Origin of the sequence: Salegentibacter sp. BLCTC, from assembly GCF_015143665.1 — a bacterium.
Classification (GTDB): Bacteria; Bacteroidota; Bacteroidia; order Flavobacteriales; family Flavobacteriaceae; genus Salegentibacter; species Salegentibacter maritimus.
In genome coordinates, this window is record NZ_WYEW01000012.1 from 127,555 (window position 1) to 149,304 (window position 21,750).

16 protein-coding genes and 1 tRNA gene are annotated in these 21,750 nt (G+C 37.4%); 7 read left to right on the forward strand and 10 right to left on the reverse strand.

Annotated elements, in window-relative coordinates:
* The first annotated feature begins 11 nt into the window (after positions 1 to 11).
* The 3 genes from GUB10_RS14345 to GUB10_RS14355 all read left to right on the forward strand — a co-directional run bounded on the left by GUB10_RS14345 (position 12) and on the right by GUB10_RS14355 (position 3,424).
* Positions 12 to 686 (forward strand): succinate dehydrogenase cytochrome b subunit, encoded by a 675-nt coding sequence (locus tag GUB10_RS14345; RefSeq protein ID WP_193712155.1) that lies wholly within the window; start codon positions 12 to 14, stop codon positions 684 to 686.
* A complete protein-coding gene (locus GUB10_RS14350; RefSeq protein ID WP_193712156.1) occupies positions 683 to 2,605 on the forward strand; it encodes a fumarate reductase/succinate dehydrogenase flavoprotein subunit in 1,923 nt (640 codons plus the stop codon). Before GUB10_RS14345 ends, GUB10_RS14350 begins: the two co-directional genes overlap by 4 nt.
* Before the next feature lie 69 nt (positions 2,606 to 2,674).
* On the forward strand, positions 2,675 to 3,424 hold the full coding sequence (locus GUB10_RS14355; protein ID WP_193712157.1) for a succinate dehydrogenase/fumarate reductase iron-sulfur subunit: 750 nt from the start codon (positions 2,675 to 2,677) through the stop codon (positions 3,422 to 3,424).
* Positions 3,425 to 3,437: 13 nt separating this feature from the next.
* Here GUB10_RS14355 and GUB10_RS14360 read toward each other — a convergent pair whose 3' ends face one another.
* The 7 genes from GUB10_RS14360 to GUB10_RS14390 all read right to left on the reverse strand — a co-directional run bounded on the left by GUB10_RS14360 (position 3,438) and on the right by GUB10_RS14390 (position 15,968).
* Entirely contained in the window at positions 3,438 to 6,119 is a 2,682-nt protein-coding gene (locus tag GUB10_RS14360; protein ID WP_193712158.1) for a phosphoenolpyruvate carboxylase, read from the reverse strand.
* Between the two features lie 154 nt (positions 6,120 to 6,273).
* On the reverse strand, positions 6,274 to 7,107 hold the full coding sequence (locus GUB10_RS14365; RefSeq protein WP_227740424.1) for an endonuclease/exonuclease/phosphatase family protein: 834 nt from the start codon (positions 7,105 to 7,107) through the stop codon (positions 6,274 to 6,276).
* Positions 7,108 to 7,239: 132 nt separating this feature from the next.
* A complete protein-coding gene (locus tag GUB10_RS14370) occupies positions 7,240 to 8,109 on the reverse strand; it encodes an endonuclease/exonuclease/phosphatase family protein (RefSeq protein ID WP_193712159.1) in 870 nt (289 codons plus the stop codon).
* Entirely contained in the window at positions 8,109 to 9,845 is a 1,737-nt protein-coding gene (locus GUB10_RS14375) for a RagB/SusD family nutrient uptake outer membrane protein (protein ID WP_193712160.1), read from the reverse strand. Before GUB10_RS14375 ends, GUB10_RS14370 begins: the two co-directional genes overlap by 1 nt.
* 11 nt (positions 9,846 to 9,856) lie before the next feature.
* The gene (locus GUB10_RS14380; RefSeq protein WP_193712161.1) at positions 9,857 to 13,126 is read right to left on the reverse strand and encodes a TonB-dependent receptor; all 3,270 of its coding nucleotides are present in this window, start codon (positions 13,124 to 13,126) and stop codon (positions 9,857 to 9,859) included.
* A 588-nt stretch (positions 13,127 to 13,714) separates the two neighbouring features.
* Positions 13,715 to 14,380, reverse strand: coding sequence for a class I SAM-dependent methyltransferase (locus tag GUB10_RS14385; RefSeq protein WP_370591102.1), 666 nt, complete (start codon positions 14,378 to 14,380; stop codon positions 13,715 to 13,717).
* 178 nt (positions 14,381 to 14,558) lie between these two features.
* On the reverse strand, positions 14,559 to 15,968 hold the full coding sequence (locus tag GUB10_RS14390) for a phage tail sheath subtilisin-like domain-containing protein (protein WP_193712162.1): 1,410 nt from the start codon (positions 15,966 to 15,968) through the stop codon (positions 14,559 to 14,561).
* 563 nt (positions 15,969 to 16,531) lie between these two features.
* Here GUB10_RS14390 and GUB10_RS14395 point away from each other — a divergent pair.
* Together GUB10_RS14395 and dcm are read left to right on the forward strand one after the other, a co-directional pair.
* Complete coding sequence (locus GUB10_RS14395; RefSeq protein WP_193712163.1) at positions 16,532 to 16,771, forward strand: hypothetical protein; 240 nt, start codon at positions 16,532 to 16,534, stop codon at positions 16,769 to 16,771.
* Between the two features lie 129 nt (positions 16,772 to 16,900).
* Positions 16,901 to 18,175, forward strand: a complete 1,275-nt coding sequence (dcm, locus tag GUB10_RS14400) for a DNA (cytosine-5-)-methyltransferase (RefSeq protein ID WP_193712164.1) — start codon at positions 16,901 to 16,903, stop codon at positions 18,173 to 18,175.
* Here the strand turns inward: dcm and GUB10_RS14405 are convergent.
* The 3 genes from GUB10_RS14405 to mce form a co-directional block, all read right to left on the reverse strand.
* Positions 18,118 to 18,831: a PmeII family type II restriction endonuclease gene (locus GUB10_RS14405; protein WP_193712165.1), complete on the reverse strand. Its 714-nt coding sequence runs from the start codon at positions 18,829 to 18,831 to the stop codon at positions 18,118 to 18,120. The genes dcm and GUB10_RS14405 overlap by 58 nt on opposite strands.
* Positions 18,832 to 18,973: 142 nt before the next feature.
* Positions 18,974 to 19,047: transfer RNA gene (locus GUB10_RS14410), tRNA-Ile, on the reverse strand.
* Between the two features lie 129 nt (positions 19,048 to 19,176).
* The gene (gene mce, locus GUB10_RS14415; RefSeq protein ID WP_193712166.1) at positions 19,177 to 19,575 is read right to left on the reverse strand and encodes a methylmalonyl-CoA epimerase; all 399 of its coding nucleotides are present in this window, start codon (positions 19,573 to 19,575) and stop codon (positions 19,177 to 19,179) included.
* Between the two features lie 122 nt (positions 19,576 to 19,697).
* Here mce and rbfA point away from each other — a divergent pair, with 122 nt between their 5' ends.
* On the forward strand, positions 19,698 to 20,093 hold the full coding sequence (gene rbfA, locus GUB10_RS14420; RefSeq protein WP_193712167.1) for a 30S ribosome-binding factor RbfA: 396 nt from the start codon (positions 19,698 to 19,700) through the stop codon (positions 20,091 to 20,093).
* Between the two features lies 1 nt (position 20,094).
* Positions 20,095 to 21,300, forward strand: coding sequence for an ABC transporter permease (locus GUB10_RS14425; RefSeq protein WP_193712168.1), 1,206 nt, complete (start codon positions 20,095 to 20,097; stop codon positions 21,298 to 21,300).
* The last annotated feature ends 450 nt before the right edge of the window (positions 21,301 to 21,750 follow it).

Here is a 21,750-nt window from a genome sequence, read left to right on the forward strand (position 1 = left end):
GCCTTTAACTTATGATATGGTTTATTAAAAATTCAGTTACACGGAAAAACCTAATGGCCTTAACCGGTCTTTTTCTGTCGTTCTTTTTAATTGTTCACCTTGCCGGGAACCTACAGCTACTGCTACCCGAAGCACAGGCCAGACTACAATACAATTCTTATAGCCAGTTTCTGGGCGGGAACCCTATTGTGCTAATCATTTCCTTTGTTCTTTATGCCTGTATCATTCTTCATACTATAGATGCCATATATTTAGGTATAAAGCGAAAAAAGGCTAATGGAGTTTCCTACTCAAAAGATATGAGAGGGAGGGCAAGTACCTGGTATTCCAGGCATATGATGGCTTTGGGAATAATTGTCTTTGTTTTTCTAATTATTCATTTTAAAGATTACTGGTATATCTATAAGTTTGGGTCGCTACCCTTAGATGAGAATGGAAATAAAGATCTCTATACCCTGGTAATAGTATCTTTTGAACAGTTATGGTATGTAATTATTTACATGATAGCTATAGTTGCCCTGGGCTACCACCTACTTCATGGGGTCTTTAGTGCGCACCGAACCATAGGCTTATATCATCCCGTTTATAACTCAATCATCAAGGTATTGGGGGTTATTTTCGCCCTTGTTATTAGCATAGGCTATATTATTATTCCAATCTTCATTTATATAAATCACCAGGTATGAACACAATAACAAACACCAAAGTACCGAAAGGACCTCTAGCTGAAAAATGGAGCAATTACAAGGCGTCAGCAAAATTAGTGAGCCCCAATAACCGAAAAAAGTTTGAGGTAATAGTGGTTGGCACCGGCTTGGCAGGGGCATCTGCCGCCGCTTCCCTTGCAGAAATGGGATATAACGTAAAAAGTTTTTGTTTTCAGGATTCCGCGAGAAGGGCACATTCTGTAGCTGCACAGGGAGGAGTAAATGCTGCAAAGAATTACAAGAATGACGGTGATAACATATACCGAATGTTCTACGATACTATAAAAGGAGGGGATTTTAGATCCCGGGAAGCCAATACATACAGGCTGGCCGAATGTTCTGTAAATCTTATAGACCAGGCGGTGGCCCAGGGCGTTCCTTTTGGAAGGGAATATGGCGGATATTTAAGGAACCGATCTTTTGGTGGGGTACAGGTTTCCCGAACTTTTTATGCCCGCGGACAAACCGGGCAGCAATTACTACTTGGATCTTACCAGGCATTACTAAGGCAACAAAATAAAGGAAAAGTAAAGCTCTATAGCCGTCATGAAATGCTAGACCTGGTTTTAATAGATGGCAAGGCTCGTGGAATTATTGCCCGTAACCTGGACACCGGAGAAATTGAACGACATGCTGCACATACCGTAGTACTTGCTACCGGAGGCTTTGGTAAGATCTATTATCTTTCTACACTGGCCATGGGCTGCAATGCTTCGGCTATATGGCGGGCGCATAAAAAAGGAGCCTATATGGCAAATCCCAGTTGGACTCAAATTCACCCTACCTGCCTGCCCCAAAGCGGTGAATATCAATCAAAATTAACTTTAATGAGCGAATCTCTTCGAAACGATGGAAGGATATGGGTTCCCAGGGCAAAAAACGATACACGAGCTCCCGGAGAAATTCCTGAAGAAGAAAGAGATTACTACCTGGAGCGAAAATACCCGTCTTTTGGTAACCTTGCCCCCAGAGATATTGCATCCAGGGCTGCCAAAGAACAAATAGATTTGGGAAAAGGAATAGGGCCTTTAAAGAATGCCGTCTACCTCGATTTTTCCAAAGCTCTTAATGAATACGGCAAAAATGTTATTGCTGAACGCTACGGAAACCTGTTCACTATGTACCAAAAGATTACAGGAACCGATGCATACCGGGAACCGATGAAAATTTCACCGGCAGCCCATTTCTCTATGGGTGGTCTTTGGGTAGATTATGAACTTATGACTTCCATTCCCGGGCTTTTTGCTATAGGTGAAGCAAATTTTTCAGACCACGGTGCAAACAGGTTGGGTGCTAACTCTTTATTACAAGCCTGTGTTGATGGATACTTTGTGTTGCCATATACACTGCAAAACTACCTGGCAAATGAGACAGAGATTCCAAAACCTGAAACAGATCATCCGGCCTTTACAGAAGCCGAAAAAAATATACACAAACAAATGCAAAATTTTTTAAGCTGTAAAGGAAAACGAACAGCAGAAGAATTTCATAAAATTTTGGGCCGGGAATTATATGATAAATGCGGCCTGCTTCGTACAAAAAAAGGCCTGGAAGAAGCAATTCAAAATATACGTAGAATAAGAAATGAATTTAAAGAAGACCTTATGGTTCCCGGCAATGCCAATGAGGTTAATAGCGAGCTGGAAAAGGCCGGTAGAGTTGCAGATTATATGGAGCTGGCAGAACTTATGTGTATAGATGCCCTGCAACGAGAAGAATCTTGTGGTGCCCACTTTAGAGCAGAACATCAAACAGAAGAAGGAGAAGCAAAAAGAGACGATGAAAAATTTTGCTATTCTGCAGCCTGGGAATGGACCGGAAATATTTCTGCTCCAAATCTTAAAAAAGAACCCCTGGTCTTTTCAACAGTAACCCCAACCATAAGAAGTTATAAATAGTTATTTACTTCTTTAGCCGGTTTTTAGCAGAAAGAAAGTTTAAAAAAATAATAAATTAAAATTATCGGGATGAAGATCATTTTAAAAGTTTGGCGACAAAAAAACCAACAGGATAAAGGTAGGTTTTGCGAATATATTTTAGAAAATGTGAACAGGGATATGTCTTTCCTGGAAATGCTGGATATGCTCAATAACCAGCTGGTAAAAGAAGGGAATCCTTCAGTGGAGTTTGATCATGATTGCCGGGAAGGCATTTGTGGACAATGCGGAATAATGATAAATGGAATAGCCCATGGCCCTCTTAAAAACACAACTACATGCCAATTGCATATGCGCGAATTTAAAGACGGCGATACTATTTATGTAGAACCCTTTAAAGCAAATGCTTTTCCGGTGGTGCGCGACCTAAAAGTAGATCGTTCTTCTTTAGACAATATTATCGCATCTGGAGGATATGTTTCTGTAGATACTGGCCAGGCTCCCGAAGCCAATAGTATTCCTATTACCCATCAGGAAGCAGAAGATGCTTTTGATGCTGCCGCCTGTATTGGATGTGGAGCTTGTGTAGCAAGTTGTAAAAATTCCAGTGCGGCCTTGTTTACAGGAGCTAAGATCACGCACCTGGCACACTTACCACAGGGAAAAAAAGAAAGCGCTACCAGAACACTTGCCATGGTAGATAAGATGGAAGAGGAAGGCTTTGGGCACTGCAGTAATACTGAAGCCTGCCAGGTGGAATGCCCGGAAAATATTTCTGTGCTCAATATCGCAAAGATGAACTACGAATATAACCGGGCAAAACTCCTGTTTAAAAAATAGTTTTAACCACTTATCAACCTGTATTTTTAAGTCCGCTGGCAAGGGCCGTGGTTATTTCCAGTAAAAGTGTTACTTGACTATCATTCTTAGGGTCCTTGCTGCACCTCCATTGTTCAAGGTTTTTAATTTGCAAATGGTGCAGTGCCATTAGGGCATCTTCTCTTCGGTTAAGGTTATCCAGTAAACTTTGGCGGCGATTTTCCCTGCTGTTGTTAAACATAGCCCCTATTTGCTCAAGGCTCTCAGAATGTTCGGTTTTAATTATTGATGTAAGTTCCTGTCTTACTTTATCATCATTCACCAAATTAGCATAAAGCTCCATAATACCTGGTGAGGCGTTTAGGAGGTTTGTTTCCACCTGAATAAGAATATAGCGTAGCAAAGGCCATTTGTCTGAAAATTCTTTAAGTTGAACATAGCTTTTATTATCCTCCTCTTTAAGTTTTCGCAAGGCGTATCCCATCCCAAACCAACCTGTGATATTGAACCTGGATTGGTTCCAGCTGAAAACCCACGGAATGGCGCGTAAATCTCCTAGAGTTCTTGTGCCAGTTCTACGTGCAGGGCGAGACCCTATTTTACTCATTTCCAATATATCTATAGGAGTTGCCTCTCCATAAAATTCCAGAAAAGAAGGGTGTTTTATTAAGCCCTGATATTTCTCCTTAGAATACTCAGCCAATTTTCGCAAAGCTGCTACAGGATAGGTGGCTGCACGCTGTGGAAAGCAAGTATAACCCGTTTGCAAAGCAGTACCCGATAGTAACATCTCTAAATTATAACTAGCTGTAAGTCGGTTGGCAAATTGCTGGGAAATAGTTTCTCCCTGTACTGTTAATTTTATTTCGCCACTAAGGCTTCCGGGTGGCATACTTTCAAGAAAGCGATGATATTTACCTCCACCCCTGCTTATTGTACCTCCAATTCCGTGGAAGAATTTAAAGCGTAGCTTATTTTCTTTTGCGATTTTAGAAAGTGACTCCTCGGCCTGGTAAATATGCCATCTACTGGCAATAATTCCCCCGTCTTTATTACTGTCGCTATAGCCCAGCATCACTTCCTGTACGCTATCTTTAGCTTTTTTGTAAGCAGGATGTTTTAAAAAGCTATCCATAACTTTATCCGAAATCAACAAATCGTCTATAGTCTCAAATAAAGGTACTACCTGAAAAGTATTAGGGTTAAGACCGGCTTCTCTCATTAGCACATACACCAAAAGCAGGTCACTTAACCCGCGGGTCATACTTATTATAAAAGCGCCTATACCCTGGGCACCATATTTTTCAGAATGATTTCTTACAACACGATAACAATCCAACACTTTGTCTGCCTCGACTCCAAAAGATTTACCGGCGATACCGAAAGGCCTGTTGGTTTTTAATTCTTCGGTTAAAAATTCAATTTTTCTATCCTCATCCCAGGTTCTATATTCGGGAAGTTCAGGGTAGGTAGCCTTTAAAATTTGCTCCATCGCCTTATCATGGAATTCGCTGTTTTGACGTATATCTAAACGAGCCAAATGAAATCCAAAACATTCCAGTAATCGTTCAGTAGGGAAGATAAGGTCTTCCACGATTCTTTTGGCACCTATTTCGAGTAGCGAAGACTTTAGCACCAGTAAATCTTCCAAAAATTCTTCGGGACTATTGTAAACCTTTTGATCATGCGGGTTTTGTTCCTGCATTGTGTTGCTTAATTGCAGCAGCATTAGTGCCAGAAACTGTCTCCAGGGCTCGTAGGGGTTTCTTTCTGCCGCTTCTTGTCCCACAGCCCCTAAAAGATGCAATTTATTATCTATAGCTTTATTTAAAACACTGGGAATAGGATTTCGTTTTTTTGAAAAACTTAGGTGGGCCACAAGCTCATTCAACTGGTTATAAATAAGCTCCAGGGCTGTTTTTCTTTGCTCTAACAGAGTATCTTCGGTAATAGCAGCAGTTACATAGGGATGGCCATCACGATCTCCCGCCACCCACGAGCCAAATTGCAAGCGGGGGTATACAAGCTTTTGGGGGTCAAATCCCATTTCTGTCCAACTTTGCTTAAGCTGAAGATCGGTTTTTTTAAGCGCTAATGGAAAAACTTTACTTAGGTAGTGTACCACGTTATTCCGTTCTTTTTCTACTGTGGGTTTTTCCAAATATACCTCCCCTGTTCTCCACCATCTTTCAAGCAGCGTCATGATATCGTTACCTATCAGCTTTCTTTCTGCCAATGAATAGGCAGTATTTTCCAATTTAATGAGCTTAAGGTAGATTTCGCGGTGTAATTCCAGGATAGAAATCCTTTTGGCCTCAGTAGGGTGGGCCGTTAGAACCGGCGTTACTTTTATCTTCCCCATAATTTCCTGCATCTGCTCCTGGGAAAGTCCCTGTGAGTTCCATCTTTGAAAAGTCTCGCTCCAGGAACCCCTAATGGCTTGCATTCCATTATTATTTACAAGTTTTCTACGATATTGTACAGCTGCATTTTCTTCTACTAAATTCATAAGCTGTAAGTACATACTTAATACCTGAACCTGTTTTTTTTCCAGTTTTATATCATCGGGAAGTTTCTTTTTAGAGCCATTAGGCGAAAGTAAATTCGCAAGCTCTTCTTGCCCAAGTTCTTTTAGCACCTGCCGGAAACAATTGGTTAGGAATTCCATATCTCTCCAAACTTTATCAAAGGAGATCGCAGTAGTCTTTTGGCTCATTTTAGTCATATTTTAATTTTAAAATTAAATTAGCTAATTGAGCGATAATCCAAAAATTAATAAAGCGCTAAAATATGCTATGCTGATTCAAATCATATTTTTTGCACCGGTTTAAAGGCCCGGGTTGGTCATATATCCGGCGATTTAAAAAGTATTAAAAGTTAATTTTTAAGGTAGCCATTACCGGTAAATGGTCGGAAGCGTAGGTTTCATCAATTACTTTATGGTGCTTCATCAAAAAGCTCTGTTTTGGAGTATAAGTTATGAAATCTATTGCCCTTAAAGGATTATTAACCGGGATTGTAGGCTCGCAATTATTGCAGGTTCTTGTAAGTTCCTCATCCAATAAGCTTATTACTTTAGAGCCGGGAGAAGCATTAAAATCTCCTGCTATTATTAGGGGCAATTCTTCTTTTGAAGAAATTTCAGCTATTTCTTTAATTTGAAGAACGCGATTGGTATTTTCTTTTTGCGCATCAAGGTGTGTAGATCCAAATTTCAAAAGCTTTCCATTTGGAAGCTTAACCTGGGCCAGTGCCAATACCCTGGGTTCTCCCGCGGTGCCAGGATTGGTTGGTAATTTATAGACTTTTTCTTCCTGTAAAGAATATTTAGAAAGTATGGCCACGCCATAAGATCCGCCATCGAAATCTATAGCCTTTCCAAAGAAAAAATTCATTTTCAATTTTTTGGCGATTATTTCGGCCTGATTACCTGGGCCCGATCTTTCGGTATTCTCATCTATTTCCTGTAGTGCCACCAGGTCTGGATCTTGCTTTTTTATAGTATTTACAATTGCTTCAATATCAATACTATCTTTTTGCGACGGAGGATTGGCATGATGAATATTATAAGACATTACGCGAAGATCGCTCTGTTCTTTGCTTTTAGTGGTCATAGAGTTCATTGTATACGATGGGAATATTACAAAGGAAGCCACTGCAAAAGCAGTAGCTCCCATTATCAATATCCAAATTTGATATTTCATAGATTTAAAAAATTTACTTCAATAGTCGAAATTTTGTAGTTTTCAGGTTTGTTCCGAAATCCAAAAAATTTCTATGCAAGGCCTCCTTGGCTTACAGCGCAGTAATTTACTGTTAATCGTCTAATTTTCATATTAATTTTCTTTTGAAGAAACTTTCCATTCAAACTTTACTATAACAGGAAAATGGTCGGAAATAAAACGCTCTCCTCTTTGCCCATCCAATACATGGTATTTTACCGGAAACAAATCTTCTCCTTTATAAAATATGTAATCTATTCTGTAACGATCTCCACTTGCTGTTATATCCCAACTATTAAATGTATAACCGGGAGTATATATTTGTTCCTTATCTAGATTAAGAAAACTATCTTCCAATTGCCGTTTTATTAAAGTTCTATAGGGTGCAGAATCTGGTGCAATATTAAAATCGCCCGAAAGTACTACGGGTTCATCCCCTGCAATCTCTTTAATTTTAGCCGCTATCAACTCAGCACTCTCCTTTCTTGCTATCGCCCCTTTATGATCAAAATGGGTATTAAAAAAGTAGAAGGTTTTGCCCTCTCTCTTATCTTTAAATTTCGCCCAGGTAACTATACGAGGTAAAGCGGCATCCCATCCTTTTGAAGCGGTAACTTTTGGGGTTTCTGAAAGCCAAAATGTATTGCTATCCAATACCTCAAACCGATCTTTGGCATAAAAGATAGGACTGTGCTCGCCTTTTTTTCCGCCACCCCTACCTTCTCCAATAAAGTGATAATTGGGAAGCAGTTTTTCCATATCCATTAATTGAGGGTAGGTTACTTCCTGTGCCCCTACAATGTCTATTTCAAAGAACCTGATACTTTTTGCAAGCCATTCTTTTCTATTTTCCCATTTGTTAACCCCGTCATCAGGGCTATTCCATCTTATATTATAAGACGCAAGCATTAAGCTATTATCTGCTTTCTGTGCATTTCCCAGGATACTTATCAATAAGAAAGCTATACTTAAAATTTTCTTCATTACCAGCCAGGGTTTTGTTCAAGATTTGGATTTAATTGTAGTTCTAATCGTGGGATAGGGTATAAGTAGTCTTTACTTTCATTAAATGAGCGCTCATCAAAATCTGGGTGCGGCTCTATTAAACCATTATCATCTAAAAATATATCAGAACCAATTTCGTAATACTGCACTCCGGGCACCAAATTATCGGGGCGTTCGCCATTATATAATACCACATTTGTTTCTCCGTCCCCGGTTAAATCATACTCACCTGCACCCGAAAAATACATTCCGCGAATAGCCTGGGTTAAAGTTTCGCCGGCTTTCCATCGCACCACATCGTCCCATCTAAAATCTTCCATATAAAGTTCAATACGTCTTTCCCTTCTTATTTCCAGGATCACTCCTTTATTGCTACCATTAACATTAGGGTATTGGTTGGCAAGAAAAACATCTGGATTATTATTTGCCATTTCAAGAGATAAATTAGGCATATTTACCCTGGCTTTTAAAAGGTTAAGGGAAGCATCCAGGTCTTCCTGGTTTAGCGTGTTTAATTCAGCCTTTGCTTCGGCATAATTCAAAACCACTTCTCCAAACCTAAATAATGGTAAATCGGTAATAGACTGCCCGTTCGTATCATAAACGGGCTCTGTAGCATATTTAGTGATTTGATAGCCGGTAACAGTAGCTCCCAGGTTTGGCGCTAACTCTATAGACTGGCCTTTTCTGGTATAGCCGGGAGTTCTTATAGTTTGTGACAATCTTGGGTCGCGATTATTTACTTCTTCTGTAAAAGCAATTTGATTATAATTTTCCAGATCGGTAAAACGAGATCCATCTTTATTCAAGTAACTATTTACCAGGTCTTTTGGCATTCCCGGTCTTCCATAAGAGGAAGTTGTTGTATAATAGTTAACATTATGTCCAATATTCAATGCTTCTGAATACGATCTGGCAAGGATTACTTCAGCATCTATAGCCTCGTGAGCGTTAAACAAGTTTGCATAATCTTCTAGTGGTTTTCCTGTACTATAAATACTATATGGGGAATTATTTATAAGTTCTTCTGAAGTTTTTATAGATGCCTCTAAGTATTTCTCATATCCCGCAATATCCCGGTATTTCATATACGTACCCTCATAAAGACCCACTCTCGATTTCAATGCCAGGGCTGCATACTTAGTAACTTCATAGATTTGTTGATCTGCCTGCATATTTGCAATGGCCCAGTCCAGGTCTTCTAGAATTTTATCTACAATAAATTGGCGGGAATCCCTGGGCTTTGTTAGGGTTTCCTCATCTGCCGGATCAATAGTTTTATCATACCATGGCACTTCTCCAAAGCGTTGTAATTTTTCGAAATAAAAATAGGCCCTAAAAAAACGAGCTACCCCTCCATAATGGCTTTTAGCTGCCTCGTCATCACTTCTTTCGTAGTTTTCAAGAAAAAAATTGATATCCCGTAAATAGGCCCAGTTCCAGCCTCCGCCAGATGTAGGAACAAATCGCGCCCCTCTCATCTCAGCACTAAGTTCTATTTCTATAATATTATCGGTTTTAGAATCACCATTGTAAATAGAAGTAGAAGGAAACATTCTATAGAACCCATTTGTGTACAATTGCAGGTCGCTTGCCGTAGCAAAGAAATTTTCTGTAGTCACCTCTGATATTGGTTCTTTATCCAGAAAGTCCCGGCTACATGAAAACAAGCTAAAACCAATAACTACAATTAATAATATATGTTTATAATGCATGTCTTTTATTTTTAAAATTGAAATGATACACCCAGGGAATAGGTTTTATTAAAAGGTACCGTTTGTGCAGTACTCCTGTTGGAAGACGTGGTGGGTTGGTTTAGATTAACTGAATTACTTGCTGCCTCTGGATCGATATAATCTGTTAAAGGAGAGAACGTAAGTATATTTTCTCCACTAAAGTAAATACGAAGTTTTGTAGCATCAGAATCTGAAATTAGTCCTTTAGGCAAAGTATAGCCCAGCGTAAGGTTCTTTAAGCGCAAATAAGCAACACTTTGAAGGTACCTATCATTCACTTTTTCTAAAGATCCTCCTAAAGCAATATACCCATAGTTTCTGGGGAAATAAGCATCTGTATTTTCAGGAGACCACATGTTATTGGCCAGGTCTTTCCTAATAAACGAGTTATAAGGCCTGTTGTAAGGCCCCCAAAAAAGACGCGAATCTGAATTTGGGTACCAGTCCTGCTTACCCACTCCCTGGAAAAATGCCGATAAATCAAAACCTTTCCAATTGGTACTAAGGTTAAAGCTGTACAAATATTGTGGAGCCGAATTACCTATAATTTCCTTATCACCAGGGTTATTTACGGTATTTTCACCTTCGTTAATAACGCCGTCCCCATTCAGGTCTAAATATTTAACATCACCGGGCTGTAAACCTCCGCCTGAAGTGATACGGTTAGATACGAAGCTTTGATCTGCATGATTTGCTATTTCTTCCTGAGTTTGAAATAGACCATCTAATCTATATCCCCAAAGTTCTCCAATTGTCATTCCTTCATAAAAATCAACGAGGCTTAAATTAGGGTTATCAAATTTGGTGATTTTTGTTTTTGAATTCGATAGGTTTCCGGTTATAGAAAAATCAAAATCATCGTTAGCCAATTTAAAAGAATCTCCATAGGTTAAGGAAAGCTCAAAACCTTTTGTTCTCAAATCGGCTGCATTCTCTAATGGCGATCCTGCTCCTAAAACAGCCGGTAATGTGGCTCCCGGCGCCAACATTCCTTTTGTATCCCGTTGAAACCAGTCAAAATTCATGGAAAGTCTATTATCCAGTAATACCATATCAACCCCCATGTTTAAGGTATTTACCTCCTCCCAGGTAATCTGGCTAGGGTTTAATGCCGGAGACTCTATATAATTTAGTTTATTCCCATTAATTGCATAATTATACAAACCGGTAGGAAGGGTAGGGAAATAAGCATAATCGCTTATATTTTGATTTCCTAATGATCCATAAGACGCCCTTATTTTGAAAAGATCAAAAGTATCTTCTGCAAATCCATTAAAGAAATTCTCCTTATTGATTACCCAACCTGCTGAAACAGATGGAAAAAAGCCCCATCGTTGTGCAGAAGGAAAACGGGAGGTTGCATCGTAGCGGCCATTAAATTCCAATAGATATTTATCATCATAATCATAGGAAAGTCTATAAAACAAGCCTTGCAAAGCCCATTCTGATGCACCACCATTTGCAGTTGGATTATTTGTAGCCAGCCCAAGGGAATTCAAATCATTAGAAATTAGATTTTGCTTTCCTGCCGAGATACTTTTTGTTAGAAAGGTTTCATGGTTGTACCCAACTACGGTTTTAAGGTTATGCTTATCAAAAGACCCTCTGTATTCTCCATACACGTTTAATGCATCATATTTGCTTTCGGTTCTATATTCATTTAAATAATCATAGCCCATTAAATCTATTTGATTAGGGTAGATGGAATAAGGAATCCTGGTGGAGCGCTGGTATCGAGAATAATTATTTCTTCTAATGGCATAACTGGCGTTAAACTTTAAAGAAGCAAAAGGTTTAATTTCAGCCGAAGCTATATTCGAAAAACCACTGTTATTGGTTAGCTCCTGGGAAGTTCCCTGTAGCAAAGAAGCGTAAATACCATCTCCTATGGTGTAATTATTAAGTTCTGTTCTCCATAAAGAACTTCCATCTGGATTGGTTGGCATATAAGAAGGTAAAGCATGTACCCATATCATACTACCCCAAACATTTCGGTATCCATATTGTGTTCCTCCATGTTCTAAATCTTCAGAACTGTTATACTGCATATTATTGGAAAAGCTTAGCCAATCTGTAGCTTCAATATCCAATTTACCCCTTAAGTTATACTTCTGATATTCATCATCCTGCACCTTTAATATTCCGGTAGATTGAAAATTTCGGTAAGAGAAATATGCATTGATTTTTTCTGAACCTCCGGAAACAGAACCGGTATATATTTGAGAAGGGTATGTATCTCTAAAGAAAGTGTCCCACCAATTGGTACTACCGTAGTGCACATATTGATCCCTACCATTACGTTGATCTATAATAACCCTTGCCAAAGAAGGATCCTGGGAAACTTCATATAAGGCCTCCATATCTGCTTCATTATAGCCTGTATAGGAAGCACCGCTATTATTTCTAAACGATTCGTCTACAATTGTTACCGCTTTATAGGGGTCTGTAACAAAGTCTGTATTCATTGTCGGGGAATTAACCGCCATAGTAGACCCAAGGTTAACAACTACATTTCCTTTTTTAGCATTCTTTGTAGTTACCAAAACAACACCAAAAGCCGCCCTTGCACCATATATGGCTGCAGCACCTGCATCTTTTAAAACACTTATAGATTCTACATCATCTGGGTTAAGATTGCTTAAGCTTCCTTCTACCCCATCTATAAGAATTAAAGGTGTACCTCCATTTATAGAAGTGAACCCACGAATATTAATACGAGGCTCTGCCCCAACCTTACCAGTAGATTTGGTAACGTTTAAACCCGGACTTAGCCCCTGTAAACTGGAGCTAACATCGGCTACAGGACGTTCAGCAATATTTTCTGTATTAACAGTACTTACCGCAGTTGATAAATTTTCTTTACGGGTCTCACCATAACCTACTATAACCACTTCTTCAAGGGCATTTTGATCTGGTGCCAGCCTTACTGTAATTTTTGAAGTGCCCTCTGGTTTTACTTCCCTGGTAGTATACCCCATAAAAGAAATTTCCAGAATAGGATCATTAGAAGTTGTATTGATGCTAAAATTTCCATCAAAATCTGTATTGGCCCCGTTAGAAGTTCCTTTTTCTATTACCGTTGCACCGGGTAACGGAATACCTTGCTCATCTAAAACAGTTCCCTGAATAGTTTGTTGAAAGTTAACGGTTCCTGGTAAGCTTCCCGACTTGTAATTGAAAGCAAGTGCCTCCGAAAAAATAAATAGAAGGCATATTAAATATACCTCCTTTTTTAAAAAAAATTGTATTTTAGTAGTCATTAGATTTGGCTATAATTAATAATTGTAGTCTAAATTAAGCCCATTCTGCTGCAACAGAATGGGCTCCTTTTGGCTAATTCAAAAAGTGGATTTAATCTTATAAAATAATATTTTAGGTTAGTTTTTTTGCTTCTAAATAATTGGGCGTAAAACTATAGATTGCTTTCTCCAGAAAGATTTTTTTTAGTTTAAGTTTGTATTAACTAAGCTTTAAATTAGTGGTGCAAAAAGAAGGAAATCGATTCTCCCCAACCCAAGGGAATTCTTATTTTTCGATATAACTATTACAGAAGTGTTTAAGGATTATTTATTTCCCACATAAAGTTTTCTGTGATTTAATTTATAAGGTGATGTTTCTTCTTAAATAGAAGAAAAATAGCTGGTTTTACTCGATAATCTAGATTTATCCCGATAATTATCGAGACCCCAAGGCTGGCCAGGAGATAACTTACTTAGCAGCAATGGTCAAAAAAAAACCGGCAATTTCAACTTTACGAAAATTGTTCCTATTTAGTATTAGAGCTAAAGCTATAGATAAATAGACCAACATAAAAAAGCCTGTAACTTTGTTACATCTGCAAGTTAATTTTAAAACGTTTTATAAACTGTAGTAACTACAACTCCCTTAAAATTGGGCGATTTAAGAGATAGCAATTGCTTTTCTTCTTTGATCTCCAGGTTAAAGGGATACTCTAAAAGGTTGACTCCGCTTTGCTTTTTTAACCTAATTCCCTGTCCCGAAATAATATCTTTATTGGGTAGAAAATCTCCTTCCGGCAAATGCTCGGTGAGTACTATATATTTAAAATCAGTTAGTTTATTCACCACCGACTTTATTTCGGTGTTCGATAAATGTTGCAACACCTGCCTAAGGATTGCACAATCTGCCAGTGGCAATTCATTTGCTGAAATATCTAAAAGCTGAAATTCTAAATTATCAGCCACAAATTCTTTTTTATTATGTTCTATAAGCCCCGGAACTATATCTACCGCGATATATTTTTTGGTATACCTTACCAATTCCTTCCCAATATTAAAATCTCCACACCCTAAATCACAAACTACCGGCGGAGTTTCAAAAGCACCTAAAAATGCAGACATAGCCTCCAAATACGGATTCACCATTTCAGGATGATGTGATCCTGAACCCGAATAATATACATTATTATCCCCACCCCAAAGCTTGTTCTCGTAAATTTGAACCATAGCATCTTTAGTAGGCCAGGGCTTTTTTATTTTTTTCTGATTCATCATAAAACCGGGGGTTAGTTATAGCTATTCAAATATACCCATCTATAAGAATAAGCTACCAACATGCTTATATTTTTAACCGGTATATTCTTGTAGCAAGTACTTCAACCAGTATTTGAATAAATGCTAGGTTAAAGCAAAAAAAAGAAGAAAAAGAGGTATAAGTATTATGCTTTAAAATTCAAGAAGTCTTCATCTCACAGGAAATTTTAAGTATAGTGAATTCTGCCGGTCTCATTGGGGCCAGGCCAATTTGTACAATCATTTTATTTTCTAAAATATCCTGAGAACTCATGGTTTCATTTAAGCCTACTTTTACAAAAAAGGCATGTTCGGGTTTTGCACCTGCCAGGGCACCTTCCCGCCATAAATTTAGAAGGTAATTTTCAATCATTGCATTTACGCTCGCCCAGGTAGGTAATACATTAGGTTTAAATGCGAATTGTTGTAACGCCTTTTTTACAGATTCTTCTATGTTTATATACAGTCTTTGTATAGAAACATACCTGCTTTCATTATCGTTTCCTGCCAAAGTTCTTGCGCCCCAAACCAAAACTCCCCTACCGGAAAAAGTTCTAATCGCATTAATAGACTTTCCCGCGATAGCATCTACATTAAGGCTTTCTTGTTGATTTTGGGTGATATTTACAGTAGGTTCTATTACCGAATTTAAACTTACATTAGCCGGGGCTTTCCAAACACCCCTTTGGGTATCTACATTCACATATACCCCTGCAATGGCACCTGATGCTGGCAGACTTATATATTTATTATTTATTTCATTTTTAAAACTGCGGTACACCAAAGCGTCCAGGTCTTTAACTTCATGCAAAGATTTTTTATGAAAGCGGGAATTGACCGGGGAACCGGTATCTTCAATTTTAGTATGGATAATCACAGAATTTTCTTCATTGGCTGTATACTTAAAAGCCGTTTTTAATGAAGGATAATAAGCAGCTCCATATTTTAGATAATTTGTCCCGATAGCTTGTCTAAAATCGGTTATGGCCGAAGGGGAATTATTATCATAAACATCACAAATAGTAAACCTATCCCTAAGTTTATGGCACAATACCAAAGCATCTTTTACCACAAAACCATATTCTATTTCGTTAGCCAGGCTTATAGCATCCGGAAAAACAAGAAGGCTAATTTCATCTATGGTTTCAGTAGCTTTTATTCCTCCAAGCAGTCCCTCCAGGGGATCTCGTTTTCCAATTTCAATTTTTTCGGCCTCATAATTACCCACCGAAACGATATAACAGGTACCACCGCCATTACTAAAGTATAATTCCAGGCTATGGTAAAGTTTAAAAATACCGGGATGAGGGTCGTCTACAGTATAGGTTCTTGAGCTAAGTTGAGCATTGGTGAAAATATCGGTTAGTTTAAGGCTAAAAGCTTGCAGGGGTGCACCGCCAAATTTATCCCTATATTCCTGAAGGGAATTAATTTTGGTAGGAATGTTACGCAGGCTATCCTCCTGGGTATACCCTATAAATGCCGGTATTGCCGAGGGCACACTACTAACCGAAACCGGGAAAGAGATTGTTTCCTCAAGATACACTCCGGGAGTTTTTGGTGATTTCATATATTTTGGTTTTACAGTCAATGCTTAAGCTTGAATTATTTTTTGGAAAAAATAATGCATTTCAAACCTCAATCTATTCTATGCTTTTCAAGATTCACAAGTACATTTTACTACAGAACCCTCTTTTTCAATTCTTTAAATATAGCTAAAAGAAATAGAGAAACTTAATTACTAGCTGCTTTTAAAGGCAACAATTTTAGGAAAGTGGGAATAATATTATCTCAAATTAAAAATTTCAGGGCTGGAACTGTTCTAAGCCTGTTTCAGAAGGCTACACAGACTTTTATACTACTGAGTTTACAGACAACTTCGTGCGTTTAAATGCGGTTATTAAAGAGTTTAAAGATAAAGATCATATAGACCAGCCTTTTCTACAAATTAATATGATTGATCTTAATAGAAAGACTTTACCGCTTTATAGAGGGTTGGATGAGAAAAATAAAATACTATACAAATTATGAAAACGAAATTACCAAACCAATACAAGAATCTACCGGAATATAATTACGATGTTAAATTGAAAAAAGGCTTGTACTATTACTTTAAATCCTAAGTTTCAAAAATTGAATTGCAAAAATTACTCTATAAAACCAAAAGATGAAGTTACTATATCAACTATAGGGGAATTTGCTATAATTACACTAGAAGCTTTAGGAAGAAAGAAAGTACAATACCTCGTAAAAGTACAATCTGCCAAAAAAGATTTAAAAATGATCCCAGAAAGAAATCTTCCTGAAGATTATGCAAATTATATAATAATGGCTCTTGAAAGTATTTCATTATATAATGAAATTGTGTTATAGGTTACGAAACTTTAACGGGAGTTAATAGATCATAACTCCCATTAAAACCTTCTAGAAATAAATAATAAAAATAGTAGGTTAAAAAAATAAATAAATTAAATTTGTAACCAATGTATAATGTTGATTAATATGGTTACTAAAAATTATTATTCCCTTTCAGAAGCTGCAGATATTTTAGGCAAAAGTACCGAAACGTTAAGACGATGGGACAGGGATGGAAAATTTGAAGCAGTTAGAGAACCTATAAGTAACTATAGAATTTATCCGAAAGAGCAAATTAATAATTTACTTGAGTTTACCAACGAAAAAATTGAAGATAACGTGAACAATTATGTAGCCCCAGAAAATGAATATAAGGTATTAGAATTATTTGCAGGAGCCGGAGGACTTGCTTTAGGTTTAGAAAAAGCAGGGTTAAAATGTGAAGCCTTGAATGAAATAGATAAATGGGCTTGTCAAACATTAAGGGAAAATAGGCCACATTGGAATGTATTAGAAGGAGATATTAAAAGTTACTCTTTTAAAGAATATGAAAATAAAGTCGATGTAGTTACTGGAGGTTTTCCTTGTCAAGCTTTTAGTTATGCTGGGAAAAAACTAGGTCTTGAAGATGCCAGAGGAACTTTATTTTATGAATTTGCTAGGGTGGTAAAAGAAGTTAAACCAGTTCTTTGTATTGGGGAGAATGTAAGAGGTTTACTGTCTCACGATAAAGGCAATACTTTAAAAGGAATGATTTCTATTTTAGACGAAATTGGCTACAAGGTCGTTCCCGTTCAAGTTTTAAAAGCCATTAATTACAGAGTTCCTCAAAAACGAGAAAGGCTAATTTTAGTTGGAGTTAGAAAAGATGTTGATTTAACATACCATTACCCAAAACCTCATAATAAAATTTTCAATTTAGAAGATGCTTTAAAAAAGGGGGAACTTTATTCTTGTGACGTGCCTAAATCCGGCGGCTCAAAATATCCTGATCACAAAAGAAAAGTTTTAGAATTAGTTCCACCAAAAGGCTATTGGAGAAATTTACCAGTAGACATTCAGAAAGATTATATGGGGAAAAGTTTTTATCTAGGTGGTGGAAAAACTGGAATGGCTAGAAGAATTGGTTGGGACGAGCCAAGTCTAACTTTAACTTGTAGTCCTGCCCAAAAGCAAACTGAAAGATGTCACCCAGATGAAACAAGACCTTTTACAGTAAGAGAATATGCTCGTATTCAAACATTTCCAGATTCATGGAAATTTACAGGTTCTATATCTCAACAATATAAACAAATAGGTAATGCAGTACCATGCAACCTTGGTCAGGAGATCGGTTACTCAATTGTCAATTTTCTTAACGAATACTATTCTTTAAAATCAAACAAGTCAGAAGTTTCTACCTCTTTAGCTAATTCTTTATAACCAATTTCAAAGAAATCTTCCGTATTTAATTCTAAAATCATACTATCTAAATTAGAAACCAACTTATTATAAAAATCCGGAAAGCCAGTTAAGCGATGCCAAAATTCTTGACCTATAATTACAGGATATTGTTCGTCAATTTTTCTGTAATGCTGGCTAATTTGATCTTCTTCCCCATATAAAATACCTAAAATTAAGTCTGAATTATTTAAATTCATTGAATTAGTTCTTGCTAAATTCGTCACATTGGAAAACTTTTTTAATAAAGGCCTTACATCTTCTGAATTTATAGTATTGGGTCCTGATTTCAATTGACACCATTTCTGTCTTCCATCTAATTTATCCGTAAATTCTATATCCATTCCTTTTATCAAAGAACCGGAAGCCAAATTCAGATCTACAAACATTCTTTGAATCATAGTGCCAAATGAAGTGTTTATGGAAGTACTAAGAACTCTTGGATAATACAAAGCTTTAGCAATTCCCAAAGGAGTAAAATCATCTTCTAATACTTTTGACAAATACTTGACTATAATAGGATTAATTTTATAGTTCTTAAGTTTAGAGTGCTTAGAAAGGCTGCTTATCTTATGGTTCTCTAAAATTTGAATTTTAATGTATTCCGTAATTACGTTTATTAATTCGGCTTCAGACATATTTTTATCTATTGTTTAATTTATTTCTAATTAGTGAATTTATATTATTAGTTATCAACCACAAAATTTGATAATCATTCGTCCCCTAAAATAAAAAAACCCTACAAACGTACTGTCTGTAGGGTTTAAGATGTCTATTCTGTGGTCCCACCTGGGCTCGAACCAGGGACCCCTTGATTATGAGTCAAGTGCTCTAACCAGCTGAGCTATAGGACCAATTCAAGTATTTCAACAATACCCGAATTTTAGGAGTGCAATATTAGTATATATTTTCAATCCCTGCAAGACTAAATCCAATTTTCCTTCATCAGTTTTTATTCCGGAGTCCCGATTTTAGAAATTCGTTTATTTTTCCTGGCATAATTCTACCAAAACCCCATGACTGCTTTTAGGATGCATAAATGCCACCAATTTATTATCGGCGCCTGCTTTAGGTTCGGTATTTACAAGCTTAAAACCTTCTTTTTCCAATCGGGCGATTTCGGCTTTAATATCATCTACCGCAAAGGCCATATGGTGAATTCCTTCGCCACGCTTTTCAATAAACTTTGCGATAGGACTTTCAGGATTTGTAGCCGCCAGTAATTCAATTTTACTCTCGCCAATTTTAAAAAAAGAGGTACTTACCCCCTCACTTTCCACAGTTTCGGTTTTATAATGCTCACTCCCTAAAACCGCTTTATAAATGGCATTTGCCGCTTCCAGATCTTTTACGGCAATCCCAATATGCTCAATTTTCTTCATTTTTCTATTTTTAAGTAGATGCAGCAAGTTAAACTTCTAATTTTATATATTCAAAAAGCATTAGAACACGCATCAACCTAAGATCTTATGCGCATACCAATTTATTGTAGTATTTTTGCCTTATGGAAGAGACAAACAGACAAAAGAAAATAGGAGGGGTTTTACAGCGCGATCTAGCCGATATCCTGCAAAAAAACCTAAAAGATGCCGGGAGAACAGGAGTAATTATTTCGGTCTCTAAAGTAAAAGTGACCACAGACCTTTCTATAGCAAAGGCTTATGTTAGCATTTTTCCGCAGAAACATGCGCAGGAAGTTATTGAAGAAATCAACCTTGGAAAATCTAAGATAAAACACGAGTTGGCCCAGCGCACCAAGCACCAACTTAGAAAAATGCCTGAAATTAATTACTACCTGGACGATTCGCTGGAATATATAGAAAACATAGAAAAGTCTATTAAAGGCGAGGAAGACCCTATCTCTAATCCAGATTTATTGGAGCGTCGCAAAAAATCTTAATTTGAAGTTCCCCTTTTACATCGCCAGGCGCTATTTGTTTAGCAAAAGCAGCAATAATGCTATTAATATTATTACCATTATTGCCGCTGTGGGTGTGTTTGCAGGGGCTTTTTCGCTATTTATTGTGCTCTCGGGCTTCGCCGGTCTCAAAGACTTTAGCCTTTCTTTTTCCAATAAATTTGATCCCGATTTAAAAATATTACCGTCAAGCGGAAAAACATTTCAGTTCCCTGAAAATAAAGCAGCAGAATTAATTGAAATTGAAGGAGTTTCAAGCTTTAGTAAAATTATTGAAGAACGCATTTTCCTTGACTATCGCAATAAAAACCATACAGCATTTATAAAAGGGGTAGACAAAAATTACCGGCAGGTAACCCAAATAGACAGTGCAGTTTCCGGTTCGTGGTTAACCAATAGCGAGGCACAGGTGGTAGTTGGCAATACTATTTCCCGAAAATTGGGGCTTAGCATTTTTAACTACCAGCACCTATTAAATATTATGGTACCGCGCCCGGGAAAAGGGCAAATTACCGGCTTAAATCCAGGCCAGGCTTTTAACCAGGAAAAAGTTATAGTTAGCGGAATTTACAGCGTAAATGAAGAATTAGATGACAAATATGTGTTTTCTAACCTTAGTTTTGCCCGAAACCTTTTAGAATTAGACGAAAATACTTTTTCGGCTGTAGAAATTAAAATAGCTCCAAATGCAGACGCCGAACTGGTAACTCAGCAGATTAAAGCCCTGTTTGGCGATGAAGTAATTATAAAAAACCGTGCGCAACTCAACGAGATGCTCTATAAAATGCTCAATACCGAAAATCTTGCGGTCTATCTTATTTTTACCCTGGTTTTAATTATTGCGCTTTTTAATGTTGTAGGCTCAATAATTATGGTAATTCTGGATAAACGGGAGAATATTAAAACCCTGTTTAACCTGGGAGCTTCTGAACGTCAAATCAAAAAGATTTTCTTTACCCAGGGAATGCTCATGACGCTTATTGGCGGCGCCATAGGCTTATCGGCTGCAATACTCTTAGTATTTCTCCAATTGCAATTCAATTTGGTTATGATTACACCCAGCCTTCCTTATCCCGTAGCTATCACACTTGAAAATATTTTAATCGTGATTTTTACCATAGGAATCCTGGGGCTGCTCGCATCTTTTATTGCGGCTGGAAGTAGTAAAAAAGCTTTAAAGGCGGTTTAAAACCCCGCTGGTATTTTAGCTGGCCATGAATACACGAATCTTATAACTTTAAACGCCCCCTCCTTCTCAAGGAGGGGAATGAATTCAGCGCAGCTGAAGAAAGGGGTGGTTAAACACTCACAAAACAAAAACGCTTAAATTCTGCAACATCAAACCCCTCAGACCTGGCGGTCACTTCCCTTTGCAAATAAGAGGAAAAGCTTTATTGTTTCTAAAAACGTATCCTATGAAAAGCAATAATCTTGTCTCTCAAAAATAATATTTTAAACTCTATTATCTCATAATCATTTAATTTTTAAGGCGTTGAATTTTTAATGAAGCTTTGCTTCAGTAAGAATTCAATGCAAAAATAACCTGCTCAGCATCCTATTTGTGGTCACTTCCAGAGTGCCACCAGCATCACTATGATTGGTTAAATAAATCTGTCCACTTGCTAAAAAATGTGATCCT

Bases quoted from the DNA above. Each gene is read 5' to 3' on its own strand.
- GUB10_RS14345 (WP_193712155.1), top strand. From the start codon at position 12: ATGATATGGTTTATTAAAAATTCAGTTACACGGAAAAACCTAATGGCC.
- GUB10_RS14350 (WP_193712156.1), top strand. From the start codon at position 683: ATGAACACAATAACAAACACCAAAGTACCGAAAGGACCTCTAGCTGAA.
- GUB10_RS14355 (WP_193712157.1), top strand. From the start codon at position 2,675: ATGAAGATCATTTTAAAAGTTTGGCGACAAAAAAACCAACAGGATAAA.
- GUB10_RS14360 (WP_193712158.1), bottom strand. From the start codon at position 6,119: ATGAGCCAAAAGACTACTGCGATCTCCTTTGATAAAGTTTGGAGAGAT.
- GUB10_RS14365 (WP_227740424.1), bottom strand. From the start codon at position 7,107: ATGAAATATCAAATTTGGATATTGATAATGGGAGCTACTGCTTTTGCA.
- GUB10_RS14370 (WP_193712159.1), bottom strand. From the start codon at position 8,109: ATGAAGAAAATTTTAAGTATAGCTTTCTTATTGATAAGTATCCTGGGA.
- GUB10_RS14375 (WP_193712160.1), bottom strand. From the start codon at position 9,845: ATGCATTATAAACATATATTATTAATTGTAGTTATTGGTTTTAGCTTG.
- GUB10_RS14380 (WP_193712161.1), bottom strand. From the start codon at position 13,126: ATGACTACTAAAATACAATTTTTTTTAAAAAAGGAGGTATATTTAATA.
- GUB10_RS14385 (WP_370591102.1), bottom strand. From the start codon at position 14,380: ATGATGAATCAGAAAAAAATAAAAAAGCCCTGGCCTACTAAAGATGCT.
- GUB10_RS14390 (WP_193712162.1), bottom strand. From the start codon at position 15,968: ATGAAATCACCAAAAACTCCCGGAGTGTATCTTGAGGAAACAATCTCT.
- dcm (WP_193712164.1), top strand. From the start codon at position 16,901: ATGGTTACTAAAAATTATTATTCCCTTTCAGAAGCTGCAGATATTTTA.
- GUB10_RS14405 (WP_193712165.1), bottom strand. From the start codon at position 18,831: ATGTCTGAAGCCGAATTAATAAACGTAATTACGGAATACATTAAAATT.
- mce (WP_193712166.1), bottom strand. From the start codon at position 19,575: ATGAAGAAAATTGAGCATATTGGGATTGCCGTAAAAGATCTGGAAGCG.
- rbfA (WP_193712167.1), top strand. From the start codon at position 19,698: ATGGAAGAGACAAACAGACAAAAGAAAATAGGAGGGGTTTTACAGCGC.